Consider the following 26,173-nt stretch of genomic DNA (forward strand, 5'->3'; position numbering starts at 1 on the left):
CTCTGTATCGGCGCGTGGTGGAACCCTGCTTTCGGCAACTATACCATTTGTCCATCTTTCGCCGGATCGTTGCTAAAATTGCAAATGAGTGGGGGCGGATGTGCCCGTCCTCACATCGGTCGCCCCCCAAATTCTTTGAAACGCTCCCGGCCAACATGGTTGCGATCGGGGCTTGGTGGGGAAGGGCGCGCGCAGGCCGGGACAGCGCGCAGACGTCAGGCCTTCGCCTGATCCCGGCTCAAGCTGTCGTTCATCAGTAGACATCCCGCACATAGCGCCTGTCCTGCTGCATCTGGGCCACATAATCGGCGGCGAGATCGTCGCTCATGCCGCCATGCTTGGCGATCACCTGCTTGAGTGCTGTATCGACGTCCTTTGCCATCCGGCTTGCGTCACCACAGACGTAGAAATGCGCGCCACTCTCGATCCAGCGCCAAAGGTCAGCGCCTTCTTCGATCATGCGTTGCTGGACGTAGATTTTCGCGGCCTGATCACGAGAGAAGGCGAGGCTAAGCCGGTCAAGATGGCCGCTTCTGCGCCACCCATCGATCTCGTCACGATAGTAGAAATCGGTGGCCTCATGCTGCTCGCCGAAGAAGAGCCAGTTCGAACCGGTCGCGCCGTTGGCCTGACGGTCGTGCAGGAAGCCCCGGAACGGCGCGATGCCGGTGCCTGGCCCAACCATGATGGCCGCGCGGTTGAGGTCGGCGGGTGGATGGAAATGCGTTGAGGGCTGGAGAAACAGGCCGGAAAGCTCGGCGCCCGCTCGATCGGCCATGAAGGCGGAGCAGACGCCCTTGCGCCGCCGTCCCTCGCAATCATAGCGGACGACCGACACGGTCAACTGCACCTCCGCGACCTGCGCAGCGGGGCTGGAGGCGATCGAGTAGAAGCGCGGTTGCAGCGGGCGCATGACCTGCATCAGATCTTTGGGACTGAGATGCGGGCGGGCTTCATGGAGGATGTCCGCTATCTGTCGTCCCCAAAGCCAGCGGTCGAAATCGGCCTTTCGCGCAGGATCCAGCAGTGGCGCGAAGCCGATATCGGGCTGACGTTCGGCGATGAGGTCCAGGAGATTGCGCGTGGGTTTCACAATGTCCCAATGGCGGGTCAGGGCCTCGCCAAGGGGAAGTTCCCCCACATCCTTGATGTTTACCGGCGCTTCAGTGGACAGGTCGACCAGAGCCAGGGTTTCGGCCACCAGGTCCGGGCAGTTGACCGGCCAGACGCCGAGCGAGTCCCCAGCCTGATAGCTGAAGTCCTGATCCTTGAGGTCGAAGCCGAATTGCCGAACCTCCTTCTGTGCGCCAACGCCGCTGAGCCGATGATTGCGGACCAGTTGCGTTCTGAGTGGGGTCTTGCGGCTGTAGAGCGATGCCGCCTTGACGGGCGGTGTCTCAGCCTGGGGTTGCGGTGCGGCGTTACCGAGCGATGCTTTTACCGCTTTCAGCCAGACCGCCGCGCTGTCCTCATAATCCGGTTCGCAATCGGTGCGCGGCGCTATCCGGGTGCCGCCAAGCGCCTCCAGTCGTGCGTCGAGCTTGCGGCCGAAGCCGCAAAACTGGTCATAGCTGGAATCTCCGAATGCCAGGACCGAATAGGAAAGACTGTCCATGCGCGGAGCGGCTTCTGCGACCAGCGCTGACCAGAAACCACCGCCATTGTCGGGCGCGTCTCCGTCGCCAAATGTGCTGGCGACGAGCAGCGCGTGACTGGCGGTTGCAAGGTCCGCGGGTTTTGCAGCGTCCATCGACAGCACCCGCGCGCGGCGTTCAGGTGTGGCGATCTGCTGAGCGCAGCTCTCCGCGAAGCCTTCAGCATTCCCAGTCTGCGAAGCCCAGAGGATGAGAATTTCCTGTTGCTCCGCCGGTGGCGCCGCGGCTGAACTGGCGAGTGGCGCGAAGGCGATATCGCCGGCCGGCATCGGCGCCCGCGCGAACAGGCCTGCCAACAGTCCATTCACATATTGCAAGCGGACCGGCTCCAGCGGTGCAGCTTGAGGCAGGAAAGGAACGCCATGTGCTGGATTAAGATCGGAAGCGCGCAGCCCTGTTGTGAAGCCGGTGAGATAGGCTTGTTCTCCACCGGACAGGACAGGCGCTTCGTTCGGTTGCAGGCCCATGATCCGGGCAAAGGCATCAATTGCCGCGAACTGATCGGGGCGCAATTTTTCGGGCATCGCTGTGGAAGGGGTGGGGGTGGCCTCTTCCGATGTCGGTGGCGGGAGCGCTTCTTCAACCGGACCGGACAGGCGGGTCAGCGCCACGGCCGAGAATTTGAATTCAGGCTGCATGGATATCGGATCGATGGCGTCGCTGGTGACGGCATTGACCGCCAGATCGTCGCCGAACACGTCATTCCAGTGGAAGGGCGCAAAGCAGTTTCCAGGGCGCACGCGATCGGTGACGACAGCGGGCAGGACGGTGCGACCTCGCCGGGAGCGCAGCTCGATCTGGTCCTTGTCGCCGATGCCCAGCGTCCTGGCATCTTCGGGATGGATTTCGATGAAGGGGCCAGGGTTGAGCTTGTTGAGCGTCGGAACTTTCCCGGTCTTGGTGAGCGTGTGCCATTGGTGCTGGAGGCGGCCGGTGTTGAGCACCAGCGGATAATCCTCGTCCGGCATCTCCTTGGGGTCCATATGCGGCCGGGGCAGGAAGAAAGCCTTGCCGCGCTCAGTCGGGAAGCTGATCGCCGGGCGGCTGCCATCGCCGTTCAGGCGTTCGGTCTGGCTGATTCCGTCATTGAGATAGCGGATCGGGTTCCGGTCACTCTCGGCCGCGGGCGGGCACGGCCATTGTAACGGCCCCTGGAGCAGCCGTTCATGGCTGGCGCCGCGAATGTCATAGCCGGTTCGCGGGTTCGAGAACTGCCGGATTTCCTCGAACACGGCGGATGCGCAATCATAGGTGAAGCCGTCCGCATAGCCCATTTCGCAGGCGACCCGGGCGATAATCTCCCAATCCGCCATCGCCTCGCCCGGTGGATCGACGGCCTTCTGCATCAGGGTCAGGTTGCGCTCGGAATTGATCATCACGCCTTCCGCCTCTGCCCAGAGCGCGCCGGGCAGGATGATGTCGGCATAGCGGTTCGTCTCCGTGTCGACATAGACATCCTGGGTGATGACCAGTTCGGCGGCTTCGAGACCCGCCACGACTTTCTTGCGATTGGAGACGCTGGCGACCGGGTTGGTGCAGATGATCCAGCAGGCCTTGATCTTGCCGGCGGCCATCTCCTCGAACATCGCGACGGTGCCAGCGCCGCTCTCGACCTTCAGCGTGCCGCGTGGGATGCCCCACCTATCCTCGACAAAGGACCGGTCGATCTCGTTCGGCGTAGCGCGCTGGCCTGGAAGCCCCGATCCCATATAGCCCATCTCGCGCCCGCCCATGGCATTGGGTTGGCCGGTCAGCGAGAAAGGACCGCTACCCGGTCGACAGATCGCGCCGGTGGCGAGATGCAGGTTGCAGATGGCGTTGGTGTTCCAGGTGCCATGGGTGCTCTGGTTGAGGCCCATGGTCCAGCAGCTCATCCATTCGGCGGCATTGCCGATCCATTCGGCAGCCTGGCGCAGATCAGCTTCTGCAAGGCCGGTCAGCTCAGCGACCTTGTCGGGCGCATAGTCGGCCAGAAATTCCGGCATCGTTTCCCAGCCCTCGGTATAGCTGGCGATGAAGCCCTGATCGACCTTGCCGTTCGCCGTCAGCAGGTGAAGGAGTCCGTTGAGCAGCGCGAGGTCGGTGCCCGGCTTCACCTGGAGAAGTAGGTCTGCCTTGTCGGCGGTGGCATTGCGGCGTGGGTCCACGACGATGAGCTTCGCGCCCGCCTTGACCCGGTCCATCATGCGGAGAAACAGGATCGGATGGCAGTCGGCCATGTTCGCGCCGATCACGAAGAACAGGTCGGCCTTGTCGAAATCCTGATAGGAGCCAGGAGGGCCATCCGCACCGATGGAGAGCTTGTAGCCACTGGCTGCGCTCGCCATGCAGAGGCGCGAATTGCTCTCAATATTGTTGGTGCCGATATAGCCTTTGCAGAGCTTGTTGGCGAGATATTGCGCCTCCAGCGACATTTGCCCGGAGACATAGAAGGACACGGCATCGGGGCCATCCCGGTCGATGATCGCCCGCAGCCCCTGCGCTGTACGGCTGATCGCCTCCGTCATTGCGATCGCACCCTGGTCCGAGCCACCGGGAAGTTTGGCATAAGCCTTGTCGGCGCGGCCGCTTGCCGTAACCGGCACGTTGCAGCTGCTCCCCTTGGTGCACAGGCGGCCGAAATTGGTGGGATGGCTCTTGTCGCCACTGACCTTGACGATCCTGTTGTCGGCCACCTCCATCACGATGCCGCAGCCCACGCCGCAATAGGGGCATACGCTCTTCACCGTCTTGTTCGTCACCCAGAACCTCCGAACCAACAAAAAAGGCGCCATCGATCGGACACTCATGGTCCGATCGATGGCGCCTTTGCCACATCATGCAGCTCCCGTTCGGAAGCCTTAGCCAGCCAAGCGACGTTGCTCGACCTGCCTTAATCTCCTGCCATATCTATTCGGATATAGCATGTATCCGCAAGCATTTTGTGCGGTGCGGCATTGCCGACTTGCGATCTGCCTTTTCCGGGGCATCCCTAACCGGGAGGTATCTGCAGGGACGGGCCACAAAATGCTCTCACGCCAGCTAACCGCATGTGCCTTTGCCAAGCCGCCATTGCGCAACCGGCATTTTGACGGGGATAGTTTGCATAGCTGAACGTCCGGACCTGGAGTCAAAAACTCACTCCTGAACGGCTCTTTAGGTCGAATTCCACTTGCTTTAAGTCTTGGGGGTCAACAGCTTCCCGAGCCGTAAAATGGCGTCGCCGCCCAGTTCATCAGGATTTTGCTTCGAAGGCTTGTCCTGGAATTGAGCGGCGGCGTTGCTACATCCGATCCATTTTGTCGATCATTAAGATCAACTCACGTTCGGTTGCTCATGGCAGTGTACGCCTCAAAAGTGAGTCGCTCAAGCGATTTGCTCCGATTGGCAGAGCGGAACGGAAGGCCTAGTCTTCGTGGATGAGGCTGTTTGATGCACTGCTCCGCAAGCTGATCCGCAAGGGCACGTTGATTGTGGTGGATGCTGCTGGTCGGCGCCATATCTATGGAGATCCGGTTCTTGGCGTTTCGCCAGTCGCAATACGGTTTACCGACAGCGCGACACCACGGCGAGCGGCGTTCAATCCGGCTTTGGCGCTGGGCGAGGCCTATATGGATGGTCGCTTGCTTATTGAGCAGGGCGATATCCGTGCCTTTCTGGAGTTGATTGGACGGAATACCCATTGGGATGACGATGACGCCGTCCGCTTGAGATTATGGCGCCCCTGGAGGCGCGGGGGACTATGGGAAACATGGAATTGGAAGCGCAGGGCAAGGCGCAACGTTGCTCATCACTACGACCTTTCCAGCAGACTCTACGCGCTCTTCCTCGACGAGGATCTGCAATATAGCTGCGGGTATTTCCCGACCCGGACAACGGGTCTGGAAGAAGCGCAGGCAGCCAAGAAGGCGCATATCGCCGCCAAGCTGGACCTGTGCCCAGGGCAGCGCGTGCTGGACATCGGCTGCGGTTGGGGCGGCCTGGCTTTATATCTGCATCGGCTGGCGGACGTCGATGTCACAGGCGTCACACTCTCGCAGGAACAGCTCGCAGTTGCTCGCGAACGGGCCGCCGCTGCTGGTGTAGGCGACCGCGTCAGATTCGAGCTGCTCGATTACCGCGAGGTTCGCGGAACATTTGATCGGATCGTGTCGGTCGGAATGTTCGAACATGTCGGGCCGCCAAACTACCGGTCTTTCTTCGAATGTTGCCGCGCACTGCTTTCGACCGATGGGGTGATGCTTCTCCACAGCATCGGGCGAGCGGATGGACCCGCTCCAACGGATCGCTGGCTCGAGCGTTATATATTTCCAGGTGGCTATGTGCCCGCATTGAGCCAGATTGCACCGGCGATCGAAGCGGCCCGCCTATGGGTCACGGACGTCGAAGTCCTTCGCCTTCATTACGCCCATACGCTGTCGCACTGGTATCAGCGGGTTGTCTCGTCACGTGACGCGATCATCGCGCTGTACGATGAGCGCTTCTTCCGCATGTGGCAATTTTACCTGGCAGGCGCAATTGTTGCCTTCCGCCATGATGCGCATTTGAACTTCCAGATTCAGTTGAGCCGCCGACGCGAGGCATTGCCGCTGACACGGGATTATATGGTTGAGGCAGAACTGACGTTCATCGCCGGAGCGGCCGTGAGGTGAGAACTCCTTGAGCTTCCAAAGGGTCGCAACCCGAATAGTCGACCGGACGCCGGTGCCCTCACGCGTTGCCAATATCAGCTTGGGCATGATGTAAGGGGGCGACATCGAGCAGATCAATCCACGGCCGCTTTTGTCGCGTTGCCCAACGCTCGATCGATATTGGCAAAGAGTATATGGAGATCGTCGTGACCTGCATTTTCGGCGTGAATACGTACTGCTGTAGCGAGTTTATGGAGTTGATGCTTCGTTCCATCATCAAGCTGGCCTACATCGTCCAGCCGCTTGATGAGTACGCCAACCATCATCAAGGTCAGCATCGCGATGTGGTCGGTCTGACTTTCAACTTGCATGCCGCGCTCCTTCTTTGAGTCGGGAAGATATCATCTGCCTGACTGGATCGCTTTACAAGCGCGACACCCCCACTTGCGACACATCGCGAAAGAAGCGCCGGCAGTCGGCTGAAGTAGAGACCGGAGGCCGACAAACGTCGGCATTCGAGCCGTCCAATTGCGCGCCGGCACGGCTATAATGGGTCGTTTGCCCTGCTGCTAGTTCTGAACCAAGCGCGACTTGGACGCGCCCTTTGGAGTTCTATCGCGCACGATTAAGATGAGGCCTGGCATCCTGGCCCAGCCGCCCCTCTAACGACGATCTGACCCACGCCCGAATCTAGGGCGTTCGATTGCATATTTCTCCGCCTCCTCGTCCGCCCGCTTTTCCGCTGCGGCGTTTATGAGGAGCATTACGAGATGCAGGCCGTTTTTCTTTGCGAGGATCTGCATGTTGAGGTTCGGCTTTCGTATATCCCGTGACAGGACGAGCCAGTCGCGCGCTTCGACGGCGAGCCAAGGCGTCGGCTGATCGATGCTGTCGCTCCGGACCGAGGAAGGTGCGGCATGGCCCCGTTGGATCGACATCGATGGGAAAGTCCGGGAAGGCCGCACATAATGCACAACGCCATTTTTGATGAAAAGGATTGCGCATGGGGAGGGTGTGACATCGACGTAGCGGTTGGCGGCCGCCTCAATGCTGACGTCGTAGGTGGCGGCAAGCATAGGCAGATGGGCGATTGCGGGCTTGCCCAGGCTGTCGAGGGATGCGGCCATCAGAGGCTTGGGCATCAACAGTCCGGCGGCAAAACGGTTCGCTTGCGCTTCCTGTTTGCGCTGAGGCGTGTCCCGCCGATTTTCGCCGAGATCGCGCGCTGTGCAATGTTTACCTTCGCGCTGGGTTCGAAGCAGGAAATGGCCTAGTTGATGCGCGATGGCAAAGCGTCGCCGCTGAGCAGAAAGGGCGGCGGAGCGCAATATGATGCCCGTCGCGCCCCTTGTATCGACAAGGAGGCCGCTGGCGAATCCCTCCTCCACCAAATCGCGAAATTCCGTGATCCCGATGCGGCGGGCGATTTCCTCGACGGAGATGGGAGCACTGATATCCGGATAATGTTTCAGGATCGCCGCGAGCAATGTCTCTGCGGAGCTACAGCCTGCCAGATCTATCAGAAGTGCGTCTTTCGCCATGGCGGCTTCCTAACTCAAGGGACGGCGATAGGCGAGGATTCGGTGCCATCTCCAAATTCTGGAAACAACTCCTCGATCCTCGCCTTGAGATCGCTGTGTCCAGGGAGCAGGTCGAACTGCTCAAGCATCCGCTTCACCAACCGCACGCGATGAGGACCGATAGCCGCCAAGGGTTTCTAGCCCAGGAAGGTCGGGATCAGCCAGTCGGTCTTCTAGATCCCCTAGCGTGCGGAAGCCCGCTGCGGCCAGGCGCTTGCGCAAATCGGGCGGCAATATGGACTGACCGACAGGCAGGTCGCGCGCTGTCGCGTCTGGTTTGATGCGGCGCAGCCGGGTCTGAGCCGCCTTCGCGCGCTTCAGGGTGCGTTTGATCAGGGCAAGCTGGTTGACTGTGAGGCCGAGTTTCTGTCGGATCTGACGGTAGGAATGGCCGGTGGTGCGTAGGTAATGTGCCTCTTCAAGATTCAGCGTTGCCTGTTCAGACATGCTCGGCATTGATCGGACAACCATGATCCGATGATCGGTAAGGGATGGGGTGGATGGTGGCAAGCCATCATCGCCGGTGCCGCCAAAGGCGCTGAACCCGCTTGGAACGCGATAGGCGGCTATGCGACTGGCGCACTCGGCCTTCAAAATATGGCGACGTCGTTGTACCGAGGAAGTTCATTCAAGCCGCTCGTCCGCAATTGAAGATCGAATAGCGGCCTCTGAATGACGACAAAGGGTCGGCTTCAACCAAGTAAAACGACAGTCATGATGGACGAGCCTCTGATCATTCAATGGCTGTGACATGCCGTGCAAAATTCGCAGTATCGTCGACTATGTCAGCGCGATGACGAAAGGGACGAGCAATTGCCGTCACCATGCCGATATGACCGATTCCCGGATAGCGCTTGATCTGAACTGCCACTCCGCCGAGCCTCAGCTTTGCGGCAAGCGCTTCGCTATTGCGCATGCGGACGATGTTATCTGATCCACCGACCAGAAGAAGAGCAGGCGGATCCCCTGTTCCTGCCCAGGTAACAGGCTGCGTCTCGGCTGGCCTGGGCCATTTGCCGAAGGCTGCCTTGCTGGCGGGAACATCGAACGGCGCGAAATCATAGGGCCCTGCGATCCCGACAAGCCCTTTGATCGCGTTTCTGTCCTCGCCGAGCCAGCGGTCGTCAACCGCGAGCATCGCGGCGATATAGGCTCCCGCGGAATGGCCGCTGAGCACGATATCATCAGTGTCGCCGCCATATGCTCTCCCATGAGCCAAGATCCATCGAATCACGCTGGCGCCATCTTTCACAAAGTCGGGATAGAGATTGGCCGGACCGATACGATAGTCCGGGATGACAACCAGGAATCCTTGCGCGGCCAAAGCTCGACCAACAAAAGTATAGCCGTTTCTGGTGCCACTGGTCCAAGAACCACCATAGAAGAACAGGATGATTGGGAGCTTGACATTAGCGGCGCTGTGAACCGGAGCATATAGATCCAGCTTCTGTCGCGGCCCTTCGCCATAGGAAATGCTACTTGCCACCTTGACCCCGCCGGCATCCTTGGGAACCAGCATGTCAAATGTCAGCAGCGGCGAAAAGACCGCAGCGACCGTGGCAGCCACCATGCATGTTCCTGCCGCCACCCATCCAATGTGCAGGCCCATCGGTCTTCCTTCCAGGTTCAGCGATGATGTCCGGTTCAGCGCATAGTCGAATGGAACCATGGATGAGAAGTCGGCCTTCCCGACACGGATGGCCGCCGAACGAAAATCGGCGGCCTGCTCCTACTTGGCGGAAAGGCGTGTTCCAGTCAGGGCATCAGAACGGTATCGACCACATGGATGACGCCGTTGGACTGCATCACGTTGGCGATCGTGATCCTTGCCGAGCCACCCTTGGCATCTGTCAGATACCAGTCATTGCCCTTTTTCCAGGCAGTCAGCTTCTCCCCCTGAACCGTCGTCAACATGGCCTTTCCCGCATGAGCCTTGGCATTCGCCGCAATGTCCGCTGCAGTCATGCGGCCCGCGACGACATGATAGGTCAGGATCTTGGTCAGCATGGCCTTGTTCTCGGGCTTCACCAATGTCTCGACGGTCCCGGCGGGCAGTTTGGCGAAGGCCTCGTTCGTGGGCGCAAAGACGGTGAACGGACCTGGGCCTTTCAGCGTGGCGACGAGGCCGGCGGCCTTGACTGCAGTGACCAGCGTGGTGTGGTCCTTGGAATTGACGGCGTTGTCGATGATATCCTTTGTCGGATACATCGCCGCGCCGCCCACCATCGGATTTTTCATCCCCATATCCCTGGCAAGGGCGATGCCGCCGCCGGCCAGTAAGGTGGCGCTGGCCATGACGAGCGCGAGCTTGGATATTGTCATTTCAAAGGCTCCTAAAACATCATCCCGATTTGCGGGACGTGTTGCAGCTACGGAGCCCTGCGCCAAAAGATGCGCGGATCCCAATCACAAAAGCAATATTTTCCCGGATGCGATCGGCGCGGAGCTGGGCGCGGGGTGCGGCGCCCCATGCTGCGGCTCCATCGTGATTGCCAGAGTGGCGCCCTCGATCAGCAACCGGCGCTGTTCGGCCGATAGTGGCACCAACGCCTGACCTTCGCGCGGGATCAGGCCCAGCGACACCGGCGCGCCGCCGTCAGGAATCACCCAGAGTTCCGGGACTAGCCTTGTTGCCGGCACGGCGGCCACGATGCGAAGCCGGATATCAGCCGCCTGCGGGTCGTAGCGGGCGACGACGACTGGCCCGTCCGCTTTGCCGGCCATCTGCGCGACGGCCGTCGGCGCAGGCACCGACTCAAGCACCGGCTGACGCATGACCAGCATGATGGCCAGGACCGTCGCGACAGCGCCGCTCATCAGCGCTCCCGCGCGCCACCGCGAAAGTCGGGCCCTTAGACGAACTGTCGGGTCGGCGATCCGCGCCGCGACTGCGTCCCACACGGCATCATGCGGAGCGACGTCGTACCATGCGCCGTGGAGCGGCGCCAGCCGCGTTTCCCAGTCCTGCACCAGGCGCGCGAACGCTGGATCAGACAATCGCAGCCGCAATGCCGCCGTCCGCTCCGCACCCGCCAGAACGCCAAGAGCGAGTTCTGCCGCCAGCGCGTCGCGCTCTTCCTCTGGAGTCAGGGGATCAGTCATCGCTCAGACACGCTTTTAACCGCAGCAGCCCGCGCCGGATCAGACTTTTCATCGTAGCCAGCGGCATTGCCGCTCTTTCGGCCAGTTCGGCATAGGTCAGCCCGTCGAAAAAGGCCGCCCGGATCGACTTGCCGGTGCGGTCGTCGAGCTGTTCCAGGCAGTCGAACACACGCGCCTGGTCTTGCCGGGCCATCATCACTTCGTCGGCGCGGGGCTGCACATCGGCGACCTGGGATGCGGCGTCCTCCGGCAGCAGAAGCGTTCGGCCCGTCATTCTCCGCCAGTCGATCGCGCTGTTGCGGGCGATCGTGCATAGCCAGGTGACAGGGCTGGCACGCCCGGCATCGAACCGGGCTGCCCTGTTCCAGACCTTGATATAAACATCCTGCAAGATGTCCTCCGCGCTCTCCCTGTCACCCGAGATACGCAGGCAGATTCCAAATAGTTTCGCACATGTCAGCTCATAGACCTGTCGCAGGGCAATCTGATCGTGCCTTGCCACGCCGGACAGCGCGACGATGAGCCGTTCGCGGGCCTGTTCGGCCTCGTCTTTCATCCAGCTATCCTCTTGCGCTCGAACCTCAATGGCCGACATGCCCCCATTAGAATCATGGCCATATGACATGCCAGATTTATCATATGGCAGGCGATGGATATCGGTAACGCGCGGACCCGCTTTTCGGGTTCCAGCGGTGATGTCGATCCACATCCGTTCTTCAAACTTCATCCATGATAGTCGGGCGCAGCAGTGGCCAAAGCGGCTTTTCGCGCGTTGGGCAAGAAGAAGAGGCAAAATGTTGTTGCCTTGGTTTCCAGCAGCAAGGGTGCAGGCCATGGCTGACCAGGCAAAGGACGCGATCGCGCTTCTCAAGGAGGATCATCGCAGACAAAGCGGACCAACCGCACCTGGTAACGCAGAACCGGCGGCTGGATGGTGATTATGGGTCGATCAGGCTTTGAGCGTTTCTACTTTTGGCGAATTCAGCAGCGCAAGGGCAAGAGCTTTAGGCTCCTGTGAGGGGTTTCTGGTAGGCGTGGCGCACGAAATGGCGAGTTATAAGGAATAGAATCGACAAGGCTGCCGGTGCAAGAACGAAAAATTGGGATGGGAATGACTGGAACGGCTCGACAGATGCTCACCCCGGTTGTTTGGTGAGCATGGGTTCCAGGCCAAGTGCGCTGCCGCGAGACGCACCCCGGATGCAGAGTCGAATGAATCATCGGCCTGCATAGATTTTATTAGCTCAGATTATAACGGCATGCATATTTTGATGGCTAATTACTAAGAGAGCCTTGCGCTAATTTCCTTCCAAACGCGGGAGGAAAACATGTCGCGACGCCCGTCCTTGTTGTCAGTGATCCCGTTGATCGGCGGGCTGGCGCTATCGCCTGTTTTGGGCGCCGAGACCAAGCAGCCGCATCTCGTTATTGCCGAACAGGGCAGTTTCACCGCTGGTGGAACCATTAGCAAAACGCCTGGGACATACGCCAATAATGCGCCGACCGCGCAAGGCCAGAGCCTGCACGGCGACCATCTCTATGCCTTCTATCAAACTCCGGAGAGACCACGCGATTTGCCGATCGTGATGCTTCATGGCGCTTATCAATCTGGCCGCAGCTGGGAAACGACGCCCGATGGTCGAGAAGGATTCCAGACAATCTTCCTGCGCCGCCACTTCACAACCTATGTCGTTGACCAGCCGCGTCGCGGGCGCGCCGGTAATGGCACAGTCGCTACGACCATCGACCCAGTACCCAACGACCAGCTCTTCTTCGATCAGTTCCGGCTCGGCGCCTGGCCCAAATTCTTCGACGGCGTGCAGTTCGATCGCAGCCCTCAGGCGCTGGATCAATTCCTGCGATCGGTGACGCCCAATACCGGCCCCTATGACGCCAGAGTGATTGCGAGCGCAATGACTGAGCTGCTGGAACAGACTGGGCCGGCGATCCTCTTCGTCCACTCCCAGGGCGGCGAGCCAGGCTGGTTGACGGCGATCCAGAGTGCGAACGTCAAGGCGGTGGTCGCCTTCGAACCGGGCAGCGGCTTCGTCTTCCCCAAGGGCGAGGCGCCGGCGGACATGCCCAGCGCTGCCGGCACGCTCAAACCGGTGGAGATCGCGGCAAACGACTTCGCCAAGCTGACGCGAATGCCGATCGTCATCTATTATGGCGACAATATCCCGGCAACGCCGACCGACGAGCGCGGCAAGGACAATTGGCGCGTTCGTCTGGCAATGGCGAAACTCTGGATCGCGGCTGTCAACCGCCATGGCGGTGATGCCCGGCTCGTGCATCTCCCGCAAATCGGTATCCGTGGGAACACCCACTTCATGATGTCCGATCTCAACAATCTTGAAGTCGCCGACCAGGTGTCGCGCTTCCTCGCAGAGAAGCATCTCGATCGAACCAAGGCCCAGAAATGACCAATCCACTATTTCATCACAACAGGCGCGAATTCCTTGAAAGCTCCGCGCTGATCCTTGCAGCCGCAATGACAGGAGCATCCTCCATGAGCAAGGCAAACACGTCCCCGGTGGCAACTCCGCTGGATTTCAGGAACAACCTGTTCACCCTCGTCTATGAGGGCGCGCTGACGAAGAACGAGCCAGACAAGGTCAATATTCATCCCGTTACCTACACGCTGAACGGCCTTGATATCACCGCCAATGTCTACACGCCCGCAGGCTATGAACCCGGCAAATCCTATCCGGCCATTGTCGTGGCGCACCCCAATGGCGGGGTGAAAGAGCAGACGGCTGGCCTTTACGCCCAGCATCTGGCCGACTCCGGCTTCATCACCATCGCCATGGATGCAGCCTATCAGGGCGGCAGTGGCGGCATGCCGCGCAGTGTCGACAAGCCGATGTTCCGGATCGAGGATATCCATGGCGCGGCCGATTTCATCGCGCGTTTTCCCGGTGTCGATGCTTCCCGTCTGGGGCTTTACGGCATTTGTGGCGGGGGCGGCTATGCACTGGCCGCAGCCAAGACCGACAAGCGCTTCAAGGCGGTCGCGACCTTGAGCATGTTCAATTCCGGCCGCGTGCGGCGCAACGGCTTTCAGGATAGTCAGATGGCCACCATCCAGGAGCGCCTCAATCAGGCTTCGGCGGCACGCGCGCAGGAGGCTGCGGGCAGGACAATCGCCTATTCGGGGGACGCCGACCTGACCGATGCACAGATCGCGGCACTGCCGTTCGACCTCTATCGTGAAGGCTATCATTATTATTGGCGTACCAATGCGCATCCCGGCTCGACGTTCCGATACACTACCAGCAGTCTAATGGACCTGATGCGCTGGGACGCGACCGATGAGATCGCTTTGATCGACGTGCCGCTCCTGATGATCGCGGGCAGCGCGGCAGATACGCTCTACATGAGCAAGGATGCCTTTGCCAAAGCCACCGGCACAAACGACAAGACATTTTTCAAGATCGAAGGCGCGCGCCACATCGAAACCTATTGGGTTCCCGACTATGTCGCGGCGGCGCTGGGCCAGTTGACGCCCTTCTTCGCTCGCACGCTCAAGGCCTGAACCGCCGCCACGCTGCGCTTGGCAGTCGTGATGTACCTCGCCCCAGGAGAAGAATGCCATGATATTTAACAGCCCCAGCCTGTGGATCGGAGCAAGCCTGATGCTGGCTTCAGCCGTCCCTATGATGGCGCAAACTAAGGCAGCGGGCGACGCGGGAGCCCTTCCGCCGTCGCGCGCGCAACAATTGATGGGTGACGTCGCGCCCAAGCTTGCAGAACTGACCGACGAGGTCTTGCTGGGCGATGTGTGGGAACGGCCGGGCCTTGCAAAACGCGACCGTAGCCTCATCACGGTGGCGGCGCTGATCGCGCTGAACCGGCCCGAGCAGTTGCGATCTCATATGGAATTGGCGCGCCGCAATGGCATCACCGAAGATGAAATGGTCGAGGCGATCACGCAGCTCGCCTTCTATGCGGGTTGGCCTAATGCCATTAACGCGGTCGGCGTTGCCCGCACGGTCTTTCACCCAGAGGGCGATGGCAAGTGATACGCCAGACGAGCAAAACGATCCTGGGGCTTGGACTGGCTTACCTGGCGGCTTCTGCAATGGCGGAAGAAAGGCCAACCGGATCGCCGGTCCTGTCGGTCATTCGTCAGGGCAGTACAGCCAGGATTGAAGGTGCGCCCGAGAACTTCAAAGGGATCGCTCATGTCGAAGGTCGCTTCCAACAGGAGGCACCGGCACGGATCGGCGGCGCTACCGTGACGTTCGAACCCGGTGCCCACACGGCATGGCATACGCATCCGCTTGGCCAGACGCTGGTCATCATGAGCGGTCACGGTCTTGTTCAGCAGTGGGGAAGCCCGGCCGAGCAGTTCGGACCGGGTGATGTCGTCTGGATCCCAGCGGGCGTGAAACATTGGCACGGTGCCGGGCCGCTTGAGCGCATGACACATGTCGCCCTGGCCGAGCGCCTGGACGGCCTATCTGTCAACTGGATGGAGCTGGTCAGCGATGCAGACTATTCCCGTGCGGCTCGCGCTCAGCCGCGATAGCGCAGGGTTTCGACCAGCAGCGCGAAAGCCGGCGAGGCGTGGCGCCGACTGGGGTAATAGAGATGATAGCCGGGGAAAGGTCCGCACCAGTCCTCCAGCACTCGAACCAGCCGGCCATCCGCGATATGGGGCAGAACCTGGTCCTCCGGCAGATAGGCCAGACCCAGGCCATCCAGCGCTGAACTAAGCCGCAGGCCGATATTGTTGAACACCAATTGCCCCTCGACACGGACATTGACTTCATGCCCGTCCTTGTCGAGATCCCAGGGAAAGATACCGCCATAGGTCGGCAGACGGATGCCGATGCAATTATGGCCGGTCAGATCCTGCGGCACGTGCGGGGCCGGGTGGCGGACGAAATAGTCGGGGGAACCCACGACCGCCATGCGCAGGTCCGGACCGATCCGGACCGCAATCATGTCCTTGGCTACTTGGTCGCCCAGGCGCACGCCCGCGTCATAGCCCTGGGCAACGATATCTGTCAGACCATAATCGACGATGATCTCGACGCGAATGTCGGGATTGTCGGGCAGCAGCCTGCGCAAGGCCGGCTGCAGGATCGAGATGGCGGGATGTTCGCCGCTATTGATCCGAATCGTGCCCGATGGCTTGTCGCGCAACTGGCTGAGCGCGGCGAGTTCCTGCGCGATTTCCTCGAAACGCGGCGCCAGCGTGTCGAACAGTCGGTGGCCTGCCTCGGTCGGCGATACGCTGCGGGTCGTGCGGGCGAGCAGTCGCAGGCCCAGCCGTTCCTCCAGCCCTCGGATGGTCTGGCTGAGCGCCGATTGCGAAACGCCCAGCTTGGCCGCCGCACGGGTGAAGCTGCGCTCGCGCGCAACCATCACGAAGGCCGAAAGCTCGTTATAATTCTCGCCCGCCATTGATTAGACTACCTTATAGCGACATGCTGATTATGGCGTCTAATCGCATTCCACTTCCCAGGCTATATCCTCGGCATCGATTTCCTGCGCTGCCTGAGCCGGGTTTGCCGGCAGCCTGACCAGAACTTCGGAAAGCCCCAGCGATGAGCCTTTATCCCCGCATTGACAGCGAACCCCACAAGAGCGCCATCTTAGCGATCATCCTCGCCAGCTATGTGATGATCGTGCTCGACATCTCGGTCGTGCTGACCGGGCTGCCCCGGATCCGCGACCAGCTTGGCTTCAGCGAGGTCAATCTCGCCTGGGTGCAGAGCGCCTATACGCTGACCTTCGGTGGCTTCATGCTGCTGGGCGCCCGCGCCGGTGACATATTCGGTCGCCGACGGATGTTCGTGTTGGGCCTGGCCCTCTTCACGCTGGCATCGCTCGCGATCGGCACTTCGCTCTCAGCCAGCTGGATGCTGGCATGGCGCGCAATCCAGGGACTTGGCGCCGCCGTGCTTGCACCTTCGACACTGGCATTGTTGCAGACCAATTTCGCTGAAGAGGAGGAACGCACGCGCGCCATTTCCTATTATGCGGCCGCTGCCGGCGCATCGGCGACGGTCGGACTTGTGCTCGGCGGCATTCTTGCTGAGTGGGTCTCTTGGCGTGCCGGCTTTTATCTGAACCTGCCCATCGGTGTGGGTCTCATCCTCGCTGCTTATCGCTATATTGACGAAACGCCCCGGCATCGAGGCCGCTTCGACATTTCAGGCGCCTTGACCTCGACGCTGGGCATTGGGGGCCTGGTATTTGGCTTTATCCGCTCGGCCCAGGTCGGCTGGCATGACCCGCTTACCATCCTGTCGATCATCGGCGCGATCGGACTAATCACCCTGTTCGTGATGATCGAGCAACGAGCGGCGCAGCCAATCCTGCCGCTTGCCCTGTTCGCGAGCCGGGCGCGTTCGGGCGCCTATGCGGCCCGTATTCTCTATCTGGGCGCAATGGTCGGCTTTTTCTTCTTCTCGACCCTCTATCTGCAGGAAGTGAAGGGCTATGGCCCGGCGCAAAGCGGTCTGGCTTTCATTCCGGCGACCATCCTGCATGTGCCGTTCGCCATTGCCGTGCCGCGTCTGGTCAAATCCTTCACGGCCAATCGCTTGATGATCGCCGGTATCATGATCGGTATCGTCGGTATGGCCTGGCTCAGCCGGGCGGACGCGGGTTCGCCCTACGTCACCGCCGTCGCTCTACCCATGCTGCTGATTGGTGTGAGCCAGGGGCTGACGTTGAGTCCGTTGACATCGGCCGGCGTGGCCGGGGTGGCGCATGCGCATGCCGGCGCGGCATCGGGCGCGGTCAATGTCGCCCACCAGATCGGCAACTCGGTCGGCCTCAGCGTCCTCGTCGCTGTTGCAGGAGCTGCCAGCGCTGGATTTCAAGGGGATAGCATTGTCGTGCGGCGTATCAGTGCCGCGTTCGATGCCGGCACTCTGATGCTGGCCCTCGCGCTGATCATAGTGCTGACGACGATCGTGGCCGCCGGAAAGGCGGCTCACCCCAGGAATATCGGCGCCACCGGCGCTGTCTGAACGGAGATTTGCCCATGGCCAATACCTTCCCCCATATAACCCTCAACAACGGCGTCGAAATGCCGAGCCTGGGCTTTGGTGTATTTCAGGTTCCCGATCCGGCCGAATGCGAACGCAGCGTGCGCGACGCCATCGATGTCGGCTATCGCCTGCTCGACACCGCAACTTCTTATGGCAATGAGGAAGCGGTCGGAAAGGGCATTCGCACTCATGGCATCGCCCGTGACGAACTGTTCGTCACCACCAAATTGTGGATCGAGGATGCCAGTTACGAAGGCGCTAAGGCCGCCTTCGAGCGTTCGCTCAACAAGCTGCAACTCGACTATCTCGACCTCTGGCTGATCCACCAGCCTTATGGCGATGTCTATGGTGCCTGGCGTGCCATGCAGGAACTTTATCGGGCAGGCCGAATCCGCGCCATCGGGGTCAGCAACTTCTATCCCGACCGGCTGCTCGATTTCGTGCTGCACAATGACATCGTGCCTGCCGTCAACCAGATCGAGATTCATCCCTACCATCAGCAGCATGATGCCCGGGCGCTGCTGACCGAATATGGCGTCCAGGCCGAAGCCTGGGGCCCTTTTGCCGAGGGCAAGAACGGGCTGTTCAGTAACGAACTGCTTGCATCGATCGGTCGGAAACATGGCAAGAGCATCGCGCAGGTGGTGCTGCGCTGGCTCAACCAGCGTGGCATCGTCGCGATCCCCAAGTCGGTCCGCAAGGAACGCATGGCCGAAAATTTCGCGGTCTTCGACTTCGTGCTGGATGACGACGATATCGCCGCCATCGCCACGCTCGACCAGAAGGCCAGCAGCTTCTTCGACCATCGCGACCCTGCCATGGTGAAATGGCTCGGCACCCGCAAGCTCTGACAGGGGCAGCGCATATGGCAGACCAAATCGCATCAGGACATGTGAGCCGGCGCGGCCTGATGGGCACAGTTAAAGCGCGGCGCTGCCATTCGATATGGAGCGATCCGTAATGAATGACGATCTTTGTACGGGATCATGATTTCGGCGCCAGATGGGCCAGCCGACCATGCTGGCCGCCAGCGCCGCGCCGAGGAAGATCAGCATCATTTCCGGCCCGGCGTGCAGTGCGTTGAAGGCGGCGGGCGGGCCGAACAGGACGCCGAGCAGGGTGATCTGGGTGATCAACCCGCTTGTCGCGCCGGTCGTCTGCGGCGATGGCGTGACGGCAGGGAGCAGCGCCCACATGCCGACCAATATGCCAAGGCCGAACATCAAAGCGCAGTTCATCAGGATGGCGAGCGCCAGGTTGGTCGGGGCAAGCACAAGGCCCAAGCCCGCCGCGCCGCACAGCAGCACCGCGCCAAAGCCCATCTGCCATGGCTTCAACCCGCGATTGTAGAGCAGGCCGAAGGAAAAGGCGCCGACCATGTTGCAGATCATGGCGAGGGCGTTGAAGCTATGGACCTGCGCTTCGCTCGCGCCGATGCCGCTGGCGAGCAGGCGAGGCAGCGTGGCGACGAAGCCGGTCTGGAGGAAGGCCGCCGCGGCGAAGGACGCGCCCAACGCATAGGGCCAGGGGCTGCGTAGGACCAGGCCGATCCCGTCGAGACGCGACCGGGTCGGCTCTTCGGCGGGTCGGCCGGGCAGCCGCACGAGCGCGAGAAGCGTCAGCAGGGCGACGCCGCCGCCATGGAGCAGGAACACGGTCCGCCAGCCCGCGCCATGGCCGACGACCGCGCCATAGAGCGATGCGACGACGAAGCTGGCCGGGATGACCGTCGACCAGAGCGCGAGCGCGGCGATGCGGGCGCGACCGCTGGTGAGCCGGGAGATCATCGTCACGGCCGCCACGACCATGCAGACATAGCCCAGGCCCGCCGTGACGCGCCATCCCAATAGCAGGTCCATGGACGTTGATGTCACGACGCCGCCGTCGCCCAACAGCACCAGCAGGCTGCCGAGGATCATCATGCGGCGGTCGCCGAAGCGGTCGACCAGCCATCCCACCGCGAGCGAGGCCACGGCCGCAGCCAGCGCCGGGATCGACATGACCCAACCGATGGTGGCGGGGGAGGGCGGGTGGAACTCGCGCGCGATGCCGCCAAGCGCAGGCAGCGCGGCGCTCACCACCATCATGCCGAAGACGCCGATCAGATAGATCAAAATGATGTGCGGCCACGGCGCACGGACGGCATCCGACATGCAAGCTCCTCCCTTTTCCTGTTCTGCCCAGTTTTTGCTGTGTCTCTTGTCGACCAGCGGGCATGTCGGCGCAACCGGAGGTGCGACACTTCAGTGTTGCGGATCATGCATCAATGCCCGGCTTGCGGAGCGGACCGGCATTTGACAGGCTTAGGTTTGAAAGAAGCTGCGGACGGCGGGAACGGCGCGGCACTGATCCCAGACATTCGGAGAAAAATGGTGAGCGAAAGATTGGCCGCGATGGTGGGGGGACGGTCCATGCTGGTGTCGCTGATCGTCGCCATCGCCTTTTTCATGGAGACGCTGGACGCAACAATCATCGTCACGGCCCTGCCGCAGATGGCCCGCGATTTCAACGTCGACGCGGCGCGGATGAGCATGGGCATCACCGCCTATCTGATGGCGGCGGCGGCCTGCGTCACCGCATCGGGCTGGCTGGCGGACAGGATCGGCACGCGCACCTTGTTCTGCGCGGCGATCGGGCTATTCACCGTCTCCTCGCTGATCTGCGGGCTGGCGCCCGATTTCACCATCTTCATCGTCGGGCGCGCGTTGCAGGGCGCGGCGGCGGCGATGATGTCGCCGGTCGGGCGGCTGGTGGTGCTGCGCACGTCGGAGAAGAAAGACCTGATGCGCGCGCTGTCGGCGCTGATCTGGCCGGGGCTGGTCGCGCCGGTGCTGGGGCCGCCGCTGGGCGGCTGGATTACCGACGCGGCGTCCTGGCACTGGATTTTCTACGTCAACATTCCCGTCGGTCTGATCGGCATGGCGCTGGTGCGGGCCTATGTGCCAGATGAGAAGAAAGAGCCGACGCGCTTCGACGGCCGGGGCTTCATCCTGACGGCGATCGCGCTGCTGTGCCTGACCTATGGGTTCGACCTGTTGGGCCTGCGCAGCGAGACCGGGCTGGCGATCGGGCTGGGGCTGATGCTGGCGGCGCTGGTCATCGGAATGGCGGCGCTGCGCCACATGCGCGGCGCGCCCGCGCCACTGGTGCGGCTGGACGCGCTCAAGGTGCACAGCTTCTTCGTCAGCAGTGTGACCGGCGGCGTCCTGTCCCGCGCGACGATCAGCGTCACGCCCTTCCTCCTGCCGCTGATGTTCCAACTCGCCTTCGGCCTCAGCCCGCTGGAGGCGGGCGGGATGCTGATGATCTACATGGCGGCCAATCTGGCGATGAAGACCGTCACCAATCCGATCATCAGCCGGGTGGGCATCCGCGCCACGTTGATCGCGAGCAGCCTGTTGGCCGGCGTGACCATCGCGCTCTGCGCCTTCATCGTGCCGGGCCAGCATCTGTTGCTCAACGGGTTGATCCTGGCGCTGGCCGGGGCGGGCCGGTCGTTGCAGCTGACCGCCATCACCATGGTCAACTTCGCCGATATCGGCCCGGCCCAGCGCCAGCCAGCCTCCGTCCTTTCCTCGCTGACGCAGCAGATCGGCATGGGCGCGGGCGTGGCGGTGGGCGCGTTGCTGCTGACGGTCAGCCAGATGGTGCGCGGCGCGACGGAGATCGGCCTGGTCGACTTCCGCGTCGCGCTGGTCGCGGCGGGGGTGATGAGCGCGGTGGCCGCGCTGTCCTACCGTACCCTGGCGCGCGATGTCGGTGACGAGATCAGCGGAAGGGGCAAGCCCCGGCAGGCCTCAGCCTGATCGCTCTGGCGCGGCACCGGCATCCCTGCCATGACAGGGAGAGCGACGATCTGACAAGCCGCGCGCACGACGGGGCATGATGGGGCGGCAGGAGAAGCGATGGACAGACTTGCGACGATGGCGACCTTCCAGAAGGTCGTCAAATATGCCAATTTCACCACGGCCGCCGATGATCTCGGCATATCGCGCACTTTGGTGTCGCGGCATATCGCCGACCTCGAAGCCTATCTCGGCATTCGTCTGCTCAACCGCACGACCCGCTCGGTCACGCCGACCGAAGCGGGTCTGCGCTATCATGAGCTGTGCAACCGGGTGCTGGGCGACATCCGCCATGGCGAGGAAGAAATCACCGCCATCAAGAATGAGGTGGAGGGCGAGATATCGATCCTTTGTCCGATCTGGATTGGCAGTTTCGGCATATCGGTCGCCACCGCCGAATTTTGCGCGCTCAACCCCAAGGTGGGGATCAAGATTCATTTTGCCGAACCGTCCGCCAACCCGCATGAATTTCTGGCGATGGGTTTCGACGTCTGCATCCAGCCCAATGTGCTGCGCGATTCATCGATCATGGTGAAGAAGATCGGCCAGATCGATCATATCCTCGCCACTTCGCCCGACTATATCGCCCGGCGCGGCGCCCCTGCGCAGATTGCCGACCTCGCCGAGCATGACTGTCTGGCCAAGACGACGGAAAGCTCGTGGAGTTTCGCCAATGGCGAACGGGTCATGCTGAGCCAGCCTGTGCGTTTCTCCTCCAACAGCGTCTTTGCGCTACGGGAAGCGGCAGCGGGCGGTCTTGGCATCGCGATGCTGCCGCAGGGGATCATTCAGGGCACGCTGGCGCAGGGTGCGCTGGTTCATGCGCTGCCGGATTTTCCGTTGGCCAGTAGGCCGCTCTATGTTGCCTTCCCACCCGGCGGTGACGCGCCACGCAAGACGCGGGCGCTCATTTCCTTCCTCGCCGACTGGTTCAAGGCGCGGGGAAGTGCGACGCGCAGCCTTGCGTCGATACAGGATGACACGCCCCGGACATGACAAAGCGCCCGGTCCTTTCGGACCGGACGCTTCGGGCATCGGGTGATCGCCTCAGTCCTTGCGATAGTCGGTCCGCGCATGGTCGTTATAAGGCGACGGCGCGACCATGGCGCGCAGACGCTGGAAACCGAAATCGCCTGCCGGATCATGGCCCGGACCGGGATGCTCGCCCCAGACGAATTCGACCGGCGTGTCGGGCGCGGCATAGTCCCGGTCGACCAGCGCCAGCGACAATATCTTGTTCAGCGGCCCGATCAGGCCGGTCTGGAACGACATGCCCACCATCTTGCCGCCCGCCTCGACCCGATAGCGGCCATAGGTGTTGAGATAGTCGGGCTGGCCGAACACCCGGTCCATATCATCCTTGTCGAACACCAAAGTCACGCGGCGGCGGCGGTAATCGTTCTTTGCCCGCTCCAGCGCTTCGCGGCCCAGATAGTCATGGTTGAAGGCGATCGACTTGCCATAGCCCAATTCGAAGGGCGAGACATAATAGTCCTCGATATTGCCGGAATAGAAGCTGCCATGCAGCGGCTTTTGCCCTTCATAGGAAAAGAGGCTCAGCCATTCGCGATAGTCGCGCAGGTCCGGGTCGCTGAAGATGCCGGGCGTGGGCGTGGGAATCCAGCCGCTTTCGATGCCGTTGGTATAATAGGCCTTGCCGCCCACATGAACGAGGCCGAATTCCTCGCCTGACTTCAGGATCGCGTCCTTCACATAGGCCGCGTCGGCCCAGTCGCCGATGAACTCGTAACCCGGCATTCCCGCCATGCCGTGGCGAAAGGCGCGAAAGCGGCGGCCACCAAGCGACACTGGCGTCGAGTGGAAGAATTTGGTCTTGGGCAGCGGGCCGCCGAACAGCTTTTCGGCAAGCGGCAATGCATTCGGCCCCTGAAGCTGGTAACGGAACAGGATTGGCTCGCCCGCCTTGCGCAGGCCGGAGTCCGGGTCGACCCGCATCTCGACATCATAGCCGCCCTTTTCGCCATGATAGCGGATCCAGCTCTGCGAGGCGGGGACGCCGGACAGGTTGAACCGTTCCTCCGCATCGCGCATCAAGATGCCGTCGGTGATGATGTCGCCCTTTGCCGTCACGGGGACGAACTGCTTGGCTTGTCCGACGACGAAATTCTCGTAATTGTTCGCGCTGTAATCCTTGAGCAGGCGCAGCGCGTCCGGCCCTTCGATCCAGAGATCCCACATATGATGGGACAGGTCGCTGAGCGCGACATTGTCGCGCCAGGCGGCCTGTTCCTCGCGCCAGCCGATATATTCGGGGGCAATGACCGGAACTTCCCAACTCTTGGCATTGGGTTTCCAGACCACGCCCAGCGGCGATCCGGCATCATCGATCGCCTGCTGCAGGCTTTTGGGCGTCATGTGCATTCCTTTCCTCGATCCTCCTGCCGCGTTCTCGCGGGCCGTGAAGAGGTTTAGCAAGGCTCGATCGTTCCCAGATACGGCTCGATCCGCGCCACACTGTCGCGGTTTCCGAAACAGCGGAGTGATGGCCGCAAAAGCCAAGGAAAAGCGCGGGATCGCCATGTTCCGCACCAGATTGTTGCGGGTTCGGGCGCTACTGCCGGCCGTCCGCCGATGGCATGTCGCTGGCATCCAGACACAGCGACAGGTGATGCCGATGTTCAGCGATATTCTTGCCCATTATAGTATCGAAGCCACGGCGAAGGACGCCCCGACCATCGTCATGTCCGATGGATTGCCGTCGGCCGCCGAAGTCTATGTCCCCTATCTGCCCGAAGAGAGCGACGCGGCGCGGATAGAGGCTTGCGCCATGATCCGGCGTGCGGGCCTGATCCCGGTGCCGCACATCTCCGCGCGGAGGCTGACCAGCGTGGAGGCGCTCGATGCGTTGCTTGGCGCGCTGCGCGAACGGGCGCAGGTGGACCGGATCTTTCTGATCGCGGGCGATCTTGCCCGGCCGGTGGGACCGTTCGCCGACAGCCTGTCTGTCATCTCGACCGGCCTGATCGAGCGGCATGGCATCCGCAGCGTCGGCATTGCGGGGCATCCCGACGGCCATCCCGATGTGGCGGAGGATGTCATCTGGCAGGCGATGCAGGATAAGGTTGCGGCGCTTGGCGCACGGGGGCTGAACAGCCAGATCGTCACTCAATTTTCTTTCGACGCGCAACAGGTGCTGAACTGGCTGAGGGAAGTGCGCGCGCGCGGGATCGTGGAGCCGGTGCGGGTCGGCATTCCGGGGCCGACGGGGGTGCGCACCCTGCTGCGCTATGCCACGCGCTGCGGCGTTGCTGCGTCGGCCGGTGCGGTCGCCAAATATGGCCTGTCTCTTGGCAGGCTGCTGGGCAATGCCGGGCCGGACCGATTTGTCTCCGAACTGCGCGATGGGCTGGACCCGACGCGGACGGGTGAGGTGTTGCTGCACATCTTCCCCTTTGGCGGCTTCGCCCAGACCGCCGATTGGCTGGCGCAGGCCGGGGCGCGCGCGCCCGGCTGTCGTGCCGCCTGAGGCTTTTTGAAAAGAAACAGCAGGAGAGCGAGATGCCCCAGACCTACACCCTTGTCCTCAGTTGCCCCGACAGGCCGGGGATCGTCCATTATGTGAGCGGCGCGATCTTCGCGCAGGGCGGCAATATCCTTGAATCCCGTCAGTTCGACGACCGGGAGACGGGGCGCTTCTTTCTGCGGATCATGTTTGAAAGCGACAATGATCTGGACAGTCTGCGCGCGGCGATCGCGCCCCTTGGCGCCGATTATGGGATGGACTGGAAACTGGCCCCGGCGGACCAGAGAATGCGCGTGCTGATCCTGGTGTCGAAGTTCGACCATTGTCTGGGCTATCTGCTCTACAAGCAGCGGATCGGCGAATTGCCGATGGATATCGTCACCATCGCCGGCAACCATCCCGCCGATAGCCTGACCGTCAGCCAGATCGGCAATATTCCCTTCCACCATCTGCCGATCACGAAGGACAGCAAGCCCCAACAGGAGGCGCGGATCAAGGCGCTGGTGGAGGAGACGGGCGCGGAACTGGTGATTCTGGCCCGCTACATGCAAATATTGAGCGATGATCTGGCCGCCTTCCTGTCCGGCCGGTGCATCAATATCCACCACAGCTTTCTCCCCAGTTTCAAGGGCGCCAAGCCCTATCATCAGGCGCATGCGCGAGGCGTGAAGATGATCGGGGCGACGGCGCATTATGTCACCGCCGACCTCGATGAAGGGCCAATCATCCATCAGGCGACGGAAGCCGTCAGCCATGAGGACACGCCCGACGATCTGGTCCGCAAGGGACGCGAGATCGAAAGCCGGGTGCTGGGCCGTGCGGTCGGCTGGCACATCGCGCATCGTGTGCTGGCGAACGGCGCCAAGACGGTCGTGTTCGGGAACTGA

General features: G+C 61.7%; 22 protein-coding genes. 11 read left to right on the forward strand and 11 right to left on the reverse strand.

Annotated features, from left to right (window positions below):
- Window positions 1-253 precede the first annotated feature (253 nt).
- Window positions 254-4,396 carry a molybdopterin-dependent oxidoreductase gene (locus tag DM806_RS12425; RefSeq protein ID WP_179043510.1) on the reverse strand — a complete coding sequence of 1,381 codons (4,143 nt, stop codon included), beginning with the start codon at window positions 4,394-4,396 and terminating at the stop codon, window positions 254-256.
- Window positions 4,397-5,053: 657 nt separating this feature from the next.
- Here DM806_RS12425 and DM806_RS12430 point away from each other — a divergent pair.
- The gene (locus DM806_RS12430; protein ID WP_179043511.1) at window positions 5,054-6,286 is read left to right on the forward strand and encodes an SAM-dependent methyltransferase; all 1,233 of its coding nucleotides are present in this window, start codon (window positions 5,054-5,056) and stop codon (window positions 6,284-6,286) included.
- Between the two features lie 113 nt (window positions 6,287-6,399).
- Here the strand turns inward: DM806_RS12430 and DM806_RS12435 are convergent, their stop codons facing one another.
- From DM806_RS12435 to DM806_RS27600, 7 genes are all read right to left on the reverse strand, one after another.
- Window positions 6,400-6,636: a hypothetical protein gene (locus DM806_RS12435; protein ID WP_179043512.1), complete on the reverse strand. Its 237-nt coding sequence runs from the start codon at window positions 6,634-6,636 to the stop codon at window positions 6,400-6,402.
- 291 nt (window positions 6,637-6,927) lie between these two features.
- Window positions 6,928-7,806: an ImmA/IrrE family metallo-endopeptidase gene (locus tag DM806_RS12440; RefSeq protein WP_179043513.1), complete on the reverse strand. Its 879-nt coding sequence runs from the start codon at window positions 7,804-7,806 to the stop codon at window positions 6,928-6,930.
- Between the two features lie 120 nt (window positions 7,807-7,926).
- Window positions 7,927-8,292 (reverse strand): hypothetical protein, encoded by a 366-nt coding sequence (locus DM806_RS12445; protein WP_179043514.1) that lies wholly within the window; start codon window positions 8,290-8,292, stop codon window positions 7,927-7,929.
- A gap of 286 nt (window positions 8,293-8,578) precedes the next feature.
- The gene (locus DM806_RS12450; protein ID WP_256869282.1) at window positions 8,579-9,514 is read right to left on the reverse strand and encodes an alpha/beta hydrolase; all 936 of its coding nucleotides are present in this window, start codon (window positions 9,512-9,514) and stop codon (window positions 8,579-8,581) included.
- Between the two features lie 86 nt (window positions 9,515-9,600).
- Window positions 9,601-10,140, reverse strand: coding sequence for a fasciclin domain-containing protein (locus DM806_RS12455; RefSeq protein ID WP_372859515.1), 540 nt, complete (start codon window positions 10,138-10,140; stop codon window positions 9,601-9,603).
- 111 nt (window positions 10,141-10,251) lie between these two features.
- On the reverse strand, window positions 10,252-10,947 hold the full coding sequence (locus tag DM806_RS12460; RefSeq protein WP_179043515.1) for an anti-sigma factor: 696 nt from the start codon (window positions 10,945-10,947) through the stop codon (window positions 10,252-10,254).
- The gene (locus DM806_RS27600; RefSeq protein ID WP_306294763.1) at window positions 10,940-11,818 is read right to left on the reverse strand and encodes a sigma-70 family RNA polymerase sigma factor; all 879 of its coding nucleotides are present in this window, start codon (window positions 11,816-11,818) and stop codon (window positions 10,940-10,942) included. Before DM806_RS27600 ends, DM806_RS12460 begins: the two co-directional genes overlap by 8 nt.
- A gap of 457 nt (window positions 11,819-12,275) precedes the next feature.
- Here DM806_RS27600 and DM806_RS12470 point away from each other — a divergent pair, with 457 nt between their 5' ends.
- The 4 genes from DM806_RS12470 (at window position 12,276) to DM806_RS12485 (ending at window position 15,478) form a co-directional block, all read left to right on the forward strand.
- Complete coding sequence (locus DM806_RS12470) at window positions 12,276-13,370, forward strand: alpha/beta hydrolase (RefSeq protein ID WP_179043516.1); 1,095 nt, start codon at window positions 12,276-12,278, stop codon at window positions 13,368-13,370.
- Between the two features lie 86 nt (window positions 13,371-13,456).
- Complete coding sequence (locus tag DM806_RS12475) at window positions 13,457-14,482, forward strand: alpha/beta hydrolase (RefSeq protein ID WP_218647481.1); 1,026 nt, start codon at window positions 13,457-13,459, stop codon at window positions 14,480-14,482.
- Between the two features lie 58 nt (window positions 14,483-14,540).
- Window positions 14,541-14,969 (forward strand): carboxymuconolactone decarboxylase family protein, encoded by a 429-nt coding sequence (locus DM806_RS12480; RefSeq protein ID WP_179043518.1) that lies wholly within the window; start codon window positions 14,541-14,543, stop codon window positions 14,967-14,969.
- Entirely contained in the window at window positions 14,966-15,478 is a 513-nt protein-coding gene (locus DM806_RS12485; RefSeq protein WP_372859516.1) for a (R)-mandelonitrile lyase, read from the forward strand. The genes DM806_RS12480 and DM806_RS12485 overlap by 4 nt, the downstream gene beginning before the upstream one ends.
- On the opposite strand, the gene DM806_RS12490 is transcribed toward DM806_RS12485, so the two are convergent.
- A complete protein-coding gene (locus DM806_RS12490) occupies window positions 15,466-16,359 on the reverse strand; it encodes a LysR family transcriptional regulator (protein ID WP_179043519.1) in 894 nt (297 codons plus the stop codon). The two genes, DM806_RS12485 and DM806_RS12490, sit on opposite strands and share 13 nt — an antisense overlap.
- A 143-nt stretch (window positions 16,360-16,502) precedes the next feature.
- Between DM806_RS12490 and DM806_RS12495 the strand changes: the two genes are divergently transcribed.
- Window positions 16,503-17,936 carry an MFS transporter gene (locus DM806_RS12495; protein WP_179043520.1) on the forward strand — a complete coding sequence of 478 codons (1,434 nt, stop codon included), beginning with the start codon at window positions 16,503-16,505 and terminating at the stop codon, window positions 17,934-17,936.
- A 14-nt stretch (window positions 17,937-17,950) separates the two neighbouring features.
- Complete coding sequence (locus DM806_RS12500; protein ID WP_179043521.1) at window positions 17,951-18,808, forward strand: aldo/keto reductase; 858 nt, start codon at window positions 17,951-17,953, stop codon at window positions 18,806-18,808.
- Window positions 18,809-18,877: 69 nt separating this feature from the next.
- Here the strand turns inward: DM806_RS12500 and DM806_RS12505 are convergent, their stop codons facing one another.
- Window positions 18,878-20,110, reverse strand: a complete 1,233-nt coding sequence (locus DM806_RS12505) for an MFS transporter (protein ID WP_179043522.1) — start codon at window positions 20,108-20,110, stop codon at window positions 18,878-18,880.
- 219 nt (window positions 20,111-20,329) lie between these two features.
- On the opposite strand from DM806_RS12505, the gene DM806_RS12510 reads away from it, so the two are divergent.
- Window positions 20,330-21,763 carry an MFS transporter gene (locus DM806_RS12510; protein WP_179043523.1) on the forward strand — a complete coding sequence of 478 codons (1,434 nt, stop codon included), beginning with the start codon at window positions 20,330-20,332 and terminating at the stop codon, window positions 21,761-21,763.
- 99 nt (window positions 21,764-21,862) lie between these two features.
- The gene (locus tag DM806_RS12515) at window positions 21,863-22,798 is read left to right on the forward strand and encodes a LysR family transcriptional regulator (RefSeq protein WP_179043524.1); all 936 of its coding nucleotides are present in this window, start codon (window positions 21,863-21,865) and stop codon (window positions 22,796-22,798) included.
- 51 nt (window positions 22,799-22,849) lie between these two features.
- On the opposite strand, the gene DM806_RS12520 is transcribed toward DM806_RS12515, so the two are convergent.
- Window positions 22,850-24,178 carry an aminomethyl transferase family protein gene (locus tag DM806_RS12520; RefSeq protein WP_179043525.1) on the reverse strand — a complete coding sequence of 443 codons (1,329 nt, stop codon included), beginning with the start codon at window positions 24,176-24,178 and terminating at the stop codon, window positions 22,850-22,852.
- Window positions 24,179-24,305: 127 nt separating this feature from the next.
- Between DM806_RS12520 and DM806_RS12525 the strand changes: the two genes are divergently transcribed.
- Window positions 24,306-25,289 (forward strand): methylenetetrahydrofolate reductase, encoded by a 984-nt coding sequence (locus DM806_RS12525; protein ID WP_179043526.1) that lies wholly within the window; start codon window positions 24,306-24,308, stop codon window positions 25,287-25,289.
- Window positions 25,290-25,321: 32 nt separating this feature from the next.
- Window positions 25,322-26,173, forward strand: coding sequence for a formyltetrahydrofolate deformylase (gene purU, locus DM806_RS12530; RefSeq protein WP_179043527.1), 852 nt, complete (start codon window positions 25,322-25,324; stop codon window positions 26,171-26,173).

This window comes from Sphingobium lactosutens (assembly GCF_013393185.1).
In the GTDB taxonomy this organism is placed as follows: domain Bacteria; phylum Pseudomonadota; class Alphaproteobacteria; order Sphingomonadales; family Sphingomonadaceae; genus Sphingobium; species Sphingobium lactosutens_A.

Excerpts from the sequence above, each read along its gene's own strand:
- DM806_RS12460 (WP_179043515.1), bottom strand. The coding sequence starts at position 10,947 with ATGACTGATCCCCTGACTCCAGAGGAAGAGCGCGACGCGCTGGCGGCA.
- DM806_RS12500 (WP_179043521.1), top strand. The coding sequence starts at position 17,951 with ATGGCCAATACCTTCCCCCATATAACCCTCAACAACGGCGTCGAAATG.
- DM806_RS12455 (WP_372859515.1), bottom strand. The coding sequence starts at position 10,140 with ATGGCCAGCGCCACCTTACTGGCCGGCGGCGGCATCGCCCTTGCCAGG.
- DM806_RS12445 (WP_179043514.1), bottom strand. The coding sequence starts at position 8,292 with ATGTCTGAACAGGCAACGCTGAATCTTGAAGAGGCACATTACCTACGC.
- DM806_RS12430 (WP_179043511.1), top strand. The coding sequence starts at position 5,054 with ATGAGGCTGTTTGATGCACTGCTCCGCAAGCTGATCCGCAAGGGCACG.
- DM806_RS12475 (WP_218647481.1), top strand. The coding sequence starts at position 13,457 with ATGAGCAAGGCAAACACGTCCCCGGTGGCAACTCCGCTGGATTTCAGG.
- DM806_RS12435 (WP_179043512.1), bottom strand. The coding sequence starts at position 6,636 with ATGCAAGTTGAAAGTCAGACCGACCACATCGCGATGCTGACCTTGATG.
- purU (WP_179043527.1), top strand. The coding sequence starts at position 25,322 with ATGCCCCAGACCTACACCCTTGTCCTCAGTTGCCCCGACAGGCCGGGG.
- DM806_RS12480 (WP_179043518.1), top strand. The coding sequence starts at position 14,541 with ATGATATTTAACAGCCCCAGCCTGTGGATCGGAGCAAGCCTGATGCTG.
- DM806_RS12520 (WP_179043525.1), bottom strand. The coding sequence starts at position 24,178 with ATGACGCCCAAAAGCCTGCAGCAGGCGATCGATGATGCCGGATCGCCG.
- DM806_RS12495 (WP_179043520.1), top strand. The coding sequence starts at position 16,503 with ATGAGCCTTTATCCCCGCATTGACAGCGAACCCCACAAGAGCGCCATC.
- DM806_RS12450 (WP_256869282.1), bottom strand. The coding sequence starts at position 9,514 with ATGGTTCCATTCGACTATGCGCTGAACCGGACATCATCGCTGAACCTG.
- DM806_RS12470 (WP_179043516.1), top strand. The coding sequence starts at position 12,276 with ATGTCGCGACGCCCGTCCTTGTTGTCAGTGATCCCGTTGATCGGCGGG.
- DM806_RS12505 (WP_179043522.1), bottom strand. The coding sequence starts at position 20,110 with ATGTCGGATGCCGTCCGTGCGCCGTGGCCGCACATCATTTTGATCTAT.
- DM806_RS12490 (WP_179043519.1), bottom strand. The coding sequence starts at position 16,359 with ATGGCGGGCGAGAATTATAACGAGCTTTCGGCCTTCGTGATGGTTGCG.
- DM806_RS12440 (WP_179043513.1), bottom strand. The coding sequence starts at position 7,806 with ATGGCGAAAGACGCACTTCTGATAGATCTGGCAGGCTGTAGCTCCGCA.
- DM806_RS12515 (WP_179043524.1), top strand. The coding sequence starts at position 21,863 with ATGGACAGACTTGCGACGATGGCGACCTTCCAGAAGGTCGTCAAATAT.
- DM806_RS12525 (WP_179043526.1), top strand. The coding sequence starts at position 24,306 with ATGGCCGCAAAAGCCAAGGAAAAGCGCGGGATCGCCATGTTCCGCACC.